At 67.1% G+C, this 10,715-nt stretch carries 8 protein-coding genes and 1 tRNA gene; 4 read left to right on the top strand and 5 right to left on the bottom strand.

What is annotated here, in order from left to right; genetic code table 11:
- Window positions 1-77: transfer RNA gene (locus tag AC3AYF_RS13045), tRNA-Met, on the top strand.
- A gap of 97 nt (window positions 78-174) precedes the next feature.
- Here AC3AYF_RS13045 and AC3AYF_RS13040 read toward each other — a convergent pair.
- The 4 genes from AC3AYF_RS13040 to AC3AYF_RS13025 form a co-directional block, all read right to left on the bottom strand.
- Window positions 175-1,047 (bottom strand): D-amino-acid transaminase, encoded by an 873-nt coding sequence (locus AC3AYF_RS13040; RefSeq protein WP_487779824.1) that lies wholly within the window; start codon window positions 1,045-1,047, stop codon window positions 175-177.
- 34 nt (window positions 1,048-1,081) lie between these two features.
- The gene (dgcA, locus tag AC3AYF_RS13035) at window positions 1,082-2,062 is read right to left on the bottom strand and encodes an N-acetyl-D-Glu racemase DgcA (RefSeq protein WP_295039674.1); all 981 of its coding nucleotides are present in this window, start codon (window positions 2,060-2,062) and stop codon (window positions 1,082-1,084) included.
- The gene (gene dgcN, locus AC3AYF_RS13030; protein ID WP_295039676.1) at window positions 2,056-3,057 is read right to left on the bottom strand and encodes an N-acetyltransferase DgcN; all 1,002 of its coding nucleotides are present in this window, start codon (window positions 3,055-3,057) and stop codon (window positions 2,056-2,058) included. The genes dgcA and dgcN overlap by 7 nt, the downstream gene beginning before the upstream one ends.
- An 86-nt stretch (window positions 3,058-3,143) precedes the next feature.
- Entirely contained in the window at window positions 3,144-4,460 is a 1,317-nt protein-coding gene (locus tag AC3AYF_RS13025) for a M18 family aminopeptidase (protein ID WP_295039677.1), read from the bottom strand.
- Window positions 4,461-4,592: 132 nt separating this feature from the next.
- On the opposite strand from AC3AYF_RS13025, the gene AC3AYF_RS13020 reads away from it, so the two are divergent.
- The 3 genes from AC3AYF_RS13020 (at window position 4,593) to AC3AYF_RS13010 (ending at window position 10,191) form a co-directional block, all read left to right on the top strand.
- Complete coding sequence (locus AC3AYF_RS13020; RefSeq protein ID WP_298838608.1) at window positions 4,593-6,710, top strand: carboxy terminal-processing peptidase; 2,118 nt, start codon at window positions 4,593-4,595, stop codon at window positions 6,708-6,710.
- A 251-nt stretch (window positions 6,711-6,961) separates the two neighbouring features.
- Window positions 6,962-8,695, top strand: coding sequence for an NAD-dependent DNA ligase LigB (ligB, locus tag AC3AYF_RS13015; protein ID WP_295039682.1), 1,734 nt, complete (start codon window positions 6,962-6,964; stop codon window positions 8,693-8,695).
- Between the two features lie 245 nt (window positions 8,696-8,940).
- Window positions 8,941-10,191 carry a capsular polysaccharide export protein, LipB/KpsS family gene (locus AC3AYF_RS13010; protein WP_295039685.1) on the top strand — a complete coding sequence of 417 codons (1,251 nt, stop codon included), beginning with the start codon at window positions 8,941-8,943 and terminating at the stop codon, window positions 10,189-10,191.
- A 126-nt stretch (window positions 10,192-10,317) separates the two neighbouring features.
- Here the strand turns inward: AC3AYF_RS13010 and AC3AYF_RS13005 are convergent.
- The coding region (locus AC3AYF_RS13005) for a hypothetical protein (RefSeq protein WP_295039686.1) at window positions 10,318-10,715 on the bottom strand (398 nt) is incomplete at its 5' end.

Genomic DNA, 10,715 nt, shown 5'->3' with positions numbered 1-10,715 from the left:
GGCTACGTAGCTCAGCTGGTTAGAGCACATCACTCATAATGATGGGGTCCCCTGTTCGAATCAGGGCGTAGCCACCAGATACCACGACAAAGCCCGCCGTTCTTGCGATCGGCGGGCTTTGTCGTTTCTGGCTGGGTCGCGATCGGCCGACTGCTCGAGCCGGCCGACGGTGGCTCAGAGGGCGCGTCGGCGACTCTCCTCGATATACGCCGCTCGCAAGCGCCGGGCCACCTCGCCGGGGCGTCCGTCGCCGATCGGGACGTCGTCGATCGCGATGACCGGCGTGACGAAGGAAGACGCCGATGTCACGAAGCACTCCCTGGCCTCCCGTGCCTCCTCGACGCTGAACGCCCGCTCCTCGATCCGCAACGACAGCGCTTCGGCGAGCTCCATGACCACGGCCCGGGTAATGCCCGGCAGGATGGCGGGAGAGAGTTCGCGGGGCACCAGGGCCCCGTCGCGGGTCAGCATCCAGGCGTTGTTGGAAGCCCCTTCGGTCACCATGCCGTCCTCGACCAGCCAGGCGTCGTCGGCCCCGGCAGCAGCGGCCGCCATCTTGGCCATGGCGGGATAGAGCAGCTGCACCGTCTTGATATCACGCCGCGCCCAGCGCCAGTCGGGCTGCGTGGCCACGCGGATACCCTCCCTGCCACTGCGGGCGTCGACCAGCGACCTGGCCTGGGTGAACAGCACCAGCGTGGGCTGGGTATCGGCGTCGGGGTAGTGAAAGTCCCGGTCGCCGGCGCTGCCCCGGGTCAACTGGAGGTAGACCATGCCCTCATCCAGTGCGTTGCGCCGAATCAGCTCGCGGTGGATCGCCAGCAGCGCCTCCTCATCCAACGGAAGCGCCAGCTCGAGCGCGGCGGCCGAGCGTTTCAGGCGCCCCATGTGGCCGGGGAAGTCGATCAGCTTGCCGCCCAGCACCGAAGAGACCTCGTAGACGCCATCGGCGAGCAGGAACCCGCGGTCGAAGATCGACACCCTGGCCTCCCGCTCCGGGACATACTCGCCATTCACGTACACCGTGCGCTGCGTCATTTCATCCATCTCTCTTGTCTCGATCCTTGCGCGACGTGGCCCTTCAGCCCCACAGCCGCGGTGAAGCCGGATGGATGCCCTCGGCGTCGAAGCGCATGCCATGCTCGCGATCCCGGGCCAGCAACAGCGGCCCGTCGAGATCCACCACGGCGGCCCCCTGGGCCACCAGCAGTGCCGGCGCCATCGACAGCGACGACCCCACCATGCAGCCCACCATCACTTCGAACCCCAAGGCCTGCGCCTCGCGCCTGAGCGCCAGAGCTTCGGTCAGGCCACCGGTCTTGTCGAGCTTGATATTGATCATGTCGTAGCGGCCGACCAGGTCGGGTAGCGACGTGCGGTCATGACAGGCCTCGTCGGCACACACCGGCAACGGCCGCTCGATCTCCGCCAGTGATGCGTCATCCGCGGCGGGCAGCGGCTGCTCCACCATGTCGATTCCCAACTCGAGCAGTGCCGGCGCCAGGCGCTGATAGGTGTCGCGATCCCAGCCCTCGTTGGCATCGACGATGATCCGCGAATCCGGCGCCCCCTCGCGCACCGCCCGCAGGCGCTCGATATCGCCCTCGCCGCCCAGCTTCAGCTTCAGCAGGGGACGTGCGGCATGACGCCTGGCCTTGTCGCGCATCATCTCCGGGGTATCGAGCGACAGCGTGAAAGCCGTGACTTCGGCCACCGGCGCTGACAGCCCGGCGAGTTGCCAGACCGGAGATCCACTGCGCTTGGCCTCGAGATCCCAGAACGCGCAATCCACCGCATTGCGCGCCGCACCGGCCGGCAGCCGAGCCTGCAACGCTTCACGATCCAGCCCGTTGGCCAGGTCGTCCCGCAGCGATTCGATCTGCGCGATGACGCTCGCCATCGACTCGCCATAGTGCGCGTAGGGCACGCACTCGCCGCGTCCGGCGTGAACGCCGTCGCTCAACGTCGCCACCACGACCCGCGCCTCGGTGCGTGAACCGCGGGAGATGGTGAACACCTCGGCGAGCGGGAAGACCTGCTCCTCGACGCTCAGTCTCAGCATGTCGCCACCGCCTCCGCCAGCCGCTCGGCGCCCTGGCGATAGGGGTCGACGCACGGCAACCCCAGCCGCGACTCGAGCGCCTGGAGATAGCGATCCGCCTCGTCGGCGGGCATGGCGGCGGTGTTGACCGAGACGCCGACGACCTGGCACGCCGGGTTCACCACCCGGGCCAGCCGCAGCGCGGTATCGCGCAGCTGTTCGAGCGTCGGCAACTGGTAATGCGGCAAGCCGCGCATATGCGTGCGCGTCGGCTCGTGACAGAGGATCAGCGCATCGGGCTGGCCGCCGTGGATCAGCGCCAGCGTCACGCCGGAGTAGGAGGGATGGAACAGGCTGCCCTGCCCTTCGATGACGTCCCAGTGGTCATCGTCGTTGTCCGGCGTCAGCCACTCGATCGACCCGGCCATGAAGTCGGCGACGACGGCATCCAGCGGCACACCCTCGCCGGTGATCAGGATCCCGGTCTGGCCGGTGGCACGGAAGCTCGATTTCACGCCGCGTTCGCGCAGCGCGATATCCAGCGCCAGCGCCGTGTACATCTTGCCGATGGAGCAGTCCGTTCCCACCGCCAGGCACCGTTTGCCCCGACGCGGCTTGCCGTCGCCGATCGGGTACTGGACCTGCGGTACGCGTACATCGACGAGGCGTCCGCCATGCTTCTCCGCCGCCTCGACCAGCACCGGCTCGTCGCGCAGCAGATTGTGCAGGCCGGAAGCGATATCCATCCCGGCGGCCAGCGCCTCCTCGAGCACCGCGATCCAGCTGCGGGAGATCACCCCGCCACGATTGGCCGCGCCGATCACCAGCGTCCGGGCACCCTGCGCGACCGCCTCATCGATCGTCAGGTCGGGCAGCTTCATGTCCGCCTGGCAGCCCGGCAACCGATACTGCCCCAACGCATATTCCGGGCGCCAGTCACGGATGCCCTGCGCCACCTTGGCGGACAACGGGTCGGGCACATCGCCCAGGAAAAGCAGGTAAGGGGTCTTGAGCATGTCTTCTTCTCTGTATCGAAGGCCAGATGGCGGCAAGGCCGGACCATAACGTGTTTCGCGTTTACCCAGTCAATTTGCCCGACGTCTCAATCAATCGCCAGCGACGGCCGATTGAAGAACGCCGTCAGCGCCCGGATCAGATACGCCGGATCGCGGCTACCGGCGGTCTCGCGAATCGAGTGCATGCCGAACTGCGGCACACCCACGTCGATGGTCGGCACGCCCAGCTCGGTGGCGGTGATCGGGCCGATGGTGCTGCCGCACCCCATGTCCGCTCGTGTCACGAACTGCTGCACGGGCACGTCCGCCTCCCGGCAGAGATCGTGGAACAGCGCTGCCGTCGTGCTGTTGGTCGCATAGCGCTGGCTGGCGTTGACCTTGATCACCGGGCCGGCGTTGAGCGCCGGTCCGTGGTTGGCGTCGTGCTTGTCCGCGAAATTGGGATGCACGGCATGGGCGTTGTCGCAGGAGACCATCAGCGAGCGCTGGATCAGCCGCACGAACCCCTCGTCGCCCGCCTCGCCGAGCGCGGCGTTGAGCCGGCGCAGCACATCGGCCAGGAAGGGGCCCTGGGCGCCGCAGGCGCTGGCACTGCCGACCTCTTCATGATCGTTGGCGACGAACAGCGCACCCTGCCGACCGTCGCAGGCCAACAGCGCTTCGATGCCGATGAAACAGGAGAGCAGGTTGTCCAGCCGCGCGCTGGCGATCATCTCGCCGCCGACTCCGACCCGCGAAGGCGGCTGGACGTCATAGAACCCCAGCTCGAAATCGACGATATCCGCCACTTCGAGTCCGTGTTCGCGCTCGATCCACTGCTTCAGCAGGCGATCCAGGTCGGGCGCATCGCCGCCCTGCATCAACAGCGGCGCCATCTGCGTCTGCGGGTTCAGCGGCCGGCCGTTGTTGGCTTCGCGATCCATGTGGATCGCCAGGCTGGGTATGATCGCCACCGGCTCCTTCACGTTGAGCAGGACCGCCTGGAGCCTCCCGTCGGCACGGCGGACGTGAACGCGCCCGGCAAGCCCCAGGTCACGGTCGAACCAGGGCGCCAGCAGCGCGCCGCCGTAGACCTGGACGCCCAGCTGCAGCCAGCCTTTGTTGACGATCGCCGGTTGCGGTTTGAGACGCAAGGCCGGACTATCGGTGTGGGCCCCCACCATGCGCAGGGTCTCGAAAGACGATGCCGGTAGCTGAAACGCGATCAAGGCACTATCGTTGCGCGTCACGTAATATTTTTCGCCCGGGGACAACTTCCAGCTGTCAGTTTCCTTGAGCGGCCGATATCCTGCCGCCTCCAGCATGGCCACGAGATTCGCGGTGGCGTGCCAGGGAGAGGGTGAACGCTGGAGAAAATCGAGCAAGCGATCTTCGAGAGCCTTGTCGGCGGCGTGGTCTGACATGGGTTTCCTCGGATGTCGATCTGTAGTCATGCGGACTGACTGCTACAATAGGCCCGGACCTGAAAAAGATTCATGGATCCGGTGGTCTTCTAGGGAACAGAGAGTGTACAGGAAACCGGGAGTGCTTCATTGATGACCCTGACTGTCGCCGCTCGGCACGCGGCCATGTGTTTGCTACTGCTGGCATGGAGCGTCACGGCGCTGGCCGGTCCCACCCCAACCGACGATCAGCGCCAGGCGGCGAGTGAAGTCGCCGAGTCACTGCAGTACGGCTCCTATTCGGGAGTCGACCTCGACGACGACTGGTCGAAGCGCGCCTTCCAGCGCCTGCTCGACGTGCTGGACGACCAGCGGGCCTACCTGCTGCAGCGCGACGTCGATAATTTCAACGATCTGGACACGTCGCTCGATGACGCCATCAAGTCGGGCGATCTGGACCGCGTCTATGCATTCTATTCACGCTATCAGGATCGCGTGGAGGCACGGCTCCAGTGGCTGGTGGACAAGGTCGACCGTGGCATCGACTACGACTACACCAGCAACGAACGTCTGGCACTGGACCGCGAGGACTCCTCCTGGGCAGGCAGCGAAAGCGCGCTGGACGATCTCTGGAACAAGCGTCTGGAGAACGCCGCGTTGACGCTGTCGCTGAGCGATCAGACTCCGGAGGAGATCCAGAAGACGCTCCACGACCGCTACGCCAACCAGCTCAACCGCGTGCGCCAGACCAATGCCGAAGACGTCCTGGTGCTGCTGATGTCGGCGGTGACCGGCACGGTGGATCCGCATACCGAATACTTCTCGCCGCAGCAGAGCGAGTCCTTCGATATCCAGATGCGCCTCTCCCTGGAAGGCATCGGCGCGCTGCTGCAGAGCGACGGCGAGTACGTCAAGGTGTCGAGCCTGGTCCCCGGCGGGCCGGCGGACAAGGCCGGCGTGCTGCAGCCGGCGGATCGTATCGTGGCCGTGGGTCAGGACGAGGATGGCGACATGGTCAATGTGGTCGGCATGCGCCTCGATGAGGTGGTCGACCTGATCCGCGGACCGAAAGGCTCGACGGTACGGCTGGACATCATCCCCGCCAAGGCCGTCGACGTGACCCGGACCCATACCGTCAAGATCACCCGGGATACCGTCAAGCTCGAGGATCAGGCCGCTCATAGCCGGGTCGAGGAGATCCAGCGCGATGGCGAGACGCACAAGATCGGCATCATCACCGTGCCGGCCTTCTACGTCGACTTCGATGCCTGGCAGGCCGGAGAGTCCGACTACCGCAGCACCACCCGCGACGTGGCCAAGGAGATCGACAAGCTCAAGGCCGAACACGTCGAGGGTATCGTGCTCGACCTGCGCAACGATGGCGGCGGTGCCCTGCAGGAAGCCAACTCGATGATCGGGCTGTTCATCGATCGCGGCCCCACCGTCCAGGTACGCGATGCCCGCGGCCGCATCAACCTCTACGGAGACACCGATACCGGCGTCGCCTACGACGGCCCGCTCGCCGTCCTGGTCAATCGGCTATCCGCTTCCGCCTCGGAGATCTTTGCCGGCGCGATTCAGGACTACGGCCGAGGCCTGGTCGTCGGAACCCGGACTTTCGGCAAGGGTACCGTGCAGACACTGACCGACCTCAGCCATGGGCAGATCAAGCTGACCCGGGCCAAGTTCTATCGCATTTCGGGGGAGAGCACGCAGCACCGCGGCGTCGAGCCGGACATCATCTATCCGAGCCTGATCGACCCGGACGAGATCGGCGAGAGCGCCCTCGACAACGCCCTGCCCTGGGATCGGGTGCGGCCGGTGCAATATCGCCTTTACGGCGAGCCCTGGCGCTACCTCGAGGCGCTGCAGGATCGCCACGAGCAGCGCATCGCCAATGACCCCGATTTCGTCTATCTGGAAAAGCAGGCGCAGCTGAGCAAGCGGCTGCGCGAGCAGCAGACCAGCATCAGCCTCAACAGGGAGCAGCGTCAGCGCGAGATGGACGCCCAGGAAGCCGAGCAGCTGGCGCTGGAGAATCAGCGACGGCGCTCGCTGGGCATGGAACCGCTCGACGACTGGACCGATGCCAGGGATCGGAACGACGGCACGGGCCAGGACAATGGCGATGCCCAGGGCAACGACGATGGCCAGGACGGCGGTGAAGACGAAGTGCCCGATTCGGATGACGCCAAGCCCATCGACCGCGCCGAACTGCAGGAGACATCCCAGATCCTGCTGGACTACGTGAAGCTGACCTCCAAGAGCTGATCGTCGCGCTCTGGCCCGATTCGGGACCAGGCGAACCCGGGTCCTGAAACGACAGAGCCCCGCGATATCGAACCCCCGACTCGGTGAAGTCGGTTCGTGTCGCGGGGCTTCGTCGTCTGACCTGGTCTCATCTCGCCTCGTCCCCCACGCCTGCCGCATCCCGCGGATCAAGAAAATCGCCGAGCGGTCGTTGAAGGAGTCATAGACCCCGGAGCGATGACGACATGCTGGCAATAGGGATTCGGGCCGTGATGTTGGCCTGGTTGAGCGTAGCGGGAGTGCCCCATGCCCACGCAGCCGAGCCCGGCGCTGCGTGCCCTCCGGGCAAGAGCCTGACAGCACGGCACGCGAGCTACGACGAGCTGACCCGACGCCTGCAGGCGTGGGACGAGGCTTACTACCAGCGCGGTGAGCGCCTGGTCGACGACAGCGTCTACGACGAAGCCAGACGCCGCTGGCGGCAGTGGCGCCGCTGCCTCGACCCGGATGCCCCACCGCCCCGACAGCCCACGCCCGTCTCGGCTCGGGACGAACTCGAACACCCCTACGCCCAGACCGGGCTCGACAAGCTTCCCGATCGCCGGGCCGTCGGCGAATGGCTGTCCAGACAGCCGAAGCGGCCACTCTGGATCCAGCCCAAGGTCGACGGTGTCGCCGTGACGCTCGTCTATCGCGAAGGCCGCCTCCAACGCGCCATCAGTCGCGGCGATGGAGAGAAGGGACAGGACTGGACCGCGTCGGTCAGACGGATCGACAGCATCCCGGAACGGTTGCCGACCGACGAAGCGGTGACCCTGCAGGGCGAGCTCTACCTGCGCCTGGCCGATCACGTACAGGCCCGGGATGGCGGCGCCTCGGCGCGCTCCCGGGTGGCGGGGCTGCTGAACCGGCACGAGCTGACCGCGGCGGAGGCCCGGCAGATCGGCTTCTTCGCCTGGGCCTGGCCGGATGGCCCCCGAACCGGTGACGACCGGCTCGAGCGGCTGGCGCAGCTCGGCTTTCCCGACACGGCCAGCTATACCCGATCGGTCAGTCGACTCTCCCAGGTGGAGCAGTGGCGGAATCGCTGGTACCACGCCCCGCTGCCCTTCGCCTCCGACGGCGTCGTCATCAAGCGCCGCGAACGGCCGCCCGGCGCCTCCTGGCAAGCGGAGCCGCCCAACTGGTCCGTCGCCTGGAAATACCCGGCCGCGCGAACGCTGGCCGTGGTCGAGGCGATCGACGTCTCGGTGGGACGCACCGGACGCCTGACGCCCGTTGCCCGGCTGGAGCCCGTTCTCCTCGACGACCGCGAGGTCGGCTCGGTCAGCCTGGGATCGGTGGACCACTGGAAAGCGCTGGACGTGCGGCCCGGCGATCAGGTGGAGGTCGCTCTCGCCGGCGCCACCATTCCCCGAATCGAGCGAGTCGTCATCCCGGCCACGCCGCGTGCCGCCCTGTCGCTGCCGGACGCCACGCGCTACGACGCCCTCTCCTGTCTCGCCCCGTCAGCGGGCTGTCGCGAGCAGTTCCTGGCGCGCCTGGCCTGGCTCGGCGGCAAGCAGGGGCTGGACATGACCGGCGTCGGGCCCGCCGCCTGGAGCGCCCTCGTCGATGCCGGCCTGGTCGACGGCCTGCTCTCCTGGCGGACGCTGGAGATCGACCAGCTGCAGTCGCTGCCCGGGGTCGGAGAGGCAAGGGCCCGGCAGTGGTTCGAGGCCTTCCACGCCGCGGAATCGAAGCGGCCAGTGCGCTGGCTGATCGCGCTGGGCATGCCGCCACTGCCCGAAGCCGTGCTTGATTCCGCTCTCGCGGTGCCACTGGCGACCCTCCGCGCACGCTCGGCAGCGGACTGGCAGACGTTCCCGGGCATCGGCCCGAGCCGAAGCGAACGACTGGTCGCCTTCTTCCGTGATACCACCATCGACACGCTGCTGGCGACCCTGCCCGCGCTGAACGCCCCGCCCGCCGAGGCTGACAAGCCTCATCCTCCCAAGACGATTTAAACCACCGCCAGATTTACCAAAACGCGGCATGGCAGCCCCATCGTGCCGCGTTACAGTCAGGCCGTGCCTACCCGCCCCCGGGATGGCGATTCGGTGTCACCGCCCGTCTCATTGCCCCTGCGTCGGGCGACCGGCAGCCCCTGCGCCGACTTCGTCGCTGGCTCTCCCCGGGACATACCGCTGAAGGCACGTCCCGTCATGGCGCTTTCGCCGACGACGTCTACCTGCACAGAGGGATCGAGACGATGTTCCCCGCAAGGCGAGCTTTTCTGTTTCTGCAAGGCCCGGGCTCCCCGTTCCTCAGCCAGCTCGGGCAGCGGCTGACCGACGACGGGCACAAGGTCGTCAAGGTCAACTTCACGCTCGGCGACCAGGTTGCCTGGCAGGGGCGCCACGCCGAGACCTTCCGAGACCCCTGGCCGATGCTGGCAGAGTTCGTCACCGATCTCTGGCGGCGCCACGGCATCACCGACCAGGTGGCCTTCGACGACAACCGGCCAGCCCACAAGGAAGTGGTACGCGCCGCCCGTCGACGCGGCATCCGCAGCCACATCCTGGCGCCGGGCTACTTCCAGCCCTACTGGATCACCCTGGAACGCGAGGGCACCGACGGTCATTCGCTGCTGCCCCGGGACCCCGAGTGGTACCACGCCATCGGCCCGACGCTTCCCCGGCAGCTCCCCCCACGACCGTTCGAAACGGCGTTCGCCAGGTGCGCCGCCCGGGCGTTCGGCTACCGCATGGCGGATCTCGCCACCCCGCTTCTGTTTCGGCACGGCCGGGGTCAGGCCGGGTTCCCGGCGGGAATTCGCCACGGACGGGCGATCGCACCACTCAGCGGTCTGCAGCGTCGACGCGCCGACTGCCTGCAGCGGACATTGATCGCCAGCGGGAAGCCTTACTACCTGTTCCCGCTGCAGCCCGCCGACGACCCCCGAATCCGGTTTCATTCACCCTACGCCGACCTTCGGGCGGGCGTGTCCCGGGTAGTCGAGTCCTTTGCCCGGTTCGCCCCGGGCCACACCCGGCTGGCCATCGTCGATCCCGCGTGCCGTGCCGATGCCGCCTGCACCCGGCAGTTGAGGGATCTCGCGGCGACGACCGGACTCGGCGAGCGATTGGTCTCGATACCCGCCGGGAATCTCCCCGCGCTGATCGAGCACGCCTCGGGCCTGATCACGATCAACGGCAACGAGGGGCTGATGGCGTTGGAGAGCGAGTGCCCGACCCTGGCGCTCGGCGAGGCGATCTACCGCATGCCCGGACTCACCGCCCCCAGTTCGCTGGACGATTTCTGGCGCCACCCGATCGGGCCGGATCGCCGGCTGTTCGGGAGCTTCGCCCGCACGGTCATTCACGCCACCCAGGTCAACGGTGGTTTCTACAGCCGGCCCGGCATCGATCTCGCCGTGGTCAACGCCGTCTCGCACTTGACGGCCAACGTCTCCCCCATCGAACGCCTGCTCTGGGACTCCCGCCTGCCGGTCGCCTCCTGATCCCGCGTCCCCGCTGTGCCCGGACCGAAACCCCGGGTGCCGATACGACCAGCGGCCAGGTGATCGCCACCTGGCCGCCGAACTTTACTGCCCGTGATGCCGCGCCTTCCGTCTCGATGGCTGCCCTCAGTGGCTGGCCGGCGCCAGCGCTCGGCCGATGTCGATCCGGGGCTTCACCATCAGCTTGGTGAACGCCATCAGCACCATCTCCTCGATGGCTGGCCCCATCTCCTGCTTGAGCACCTCGTAGCTCGGATAGCTCGGTTCGGGCGCGATGCACATCTCGAAGAAGTGCTGACGGTTGATGTGCGGGTTGTCGATGAAGAACTGACTCAAGCGGTTGTGCTTCTCCTGCTTTGCCGCACTGGAGACGTAGTTGCCGATCCGGGCGAAGAACTGCTCCACGCTGCGCAGCGGCAGGTGGTAGATGCACGCTTCCCACTCCCGGGCGAAGTCCATGATCTCCGCTTCGGGTTCCAGCACCGTGCCATCCTGCCTGGCCATGAGCCAGTGGTAGCCCATGT

Source organism: Salinicola sp., assembly GCF_982684285.1.
Note: the sequence above shows the minus strand (reverse complement) of the source record. Positions and strands in the feature narration are given on the sequence as shown.

Bases quoted from the DNA above. Each gene is read 5' to 3' on its own strand.
- AC3AYF_RS13040 (WP_487779824.1), bottom strand. From the start codon at position 1,047: ATGGATGAAATGACGCAGCGCACGGTGTACGTGAATGGCGAGTATGTC.
- dgcA (WP_295039674.1), bottom strand. From the start codon at position 2,062: ATGCTGAGACTGAGCGTCGAGGAGCAGGTCTTCCCGCTCGCCGAGGTG.
- dgcN (WP_295039676.1), bottom strand. From the start codon at position 3,057: ATGCTCAAGACCCCTTACCTGCTTTTCCTGGGCGATGTGCCCGACCCG.
- AC3AYF_RS13025 (WP_295039677.1), bottom strand. From the start codon at position 4,460: ATGTCAGACCACGCCGCCGACAAGGCTCTCGAAGATCGCTTGCTCGAT.
- AC3AYF_RS13020 (WP_298838608.1), top strand. From the start codon at position 4,593: ATGACCCTGACTGTCGCCGCTCGGCACGCGGCCATGTGTTTGCTACTG.
- ligB (WP_295039682.1), top strand. From the start codon at position 6,962: ATGTTGGCCTGGTTGAGCGTAGCGGGAGTGCCCCATGCCCACGCAGCC.
- AC3AYF_RS13010 (WP_295039685.1), top strand. From the start codon at position 8,941: ATGTTCCCCGCAAGGCGAGCTTTTCTGTTTCTGCAAGGCCCGGGCTCC.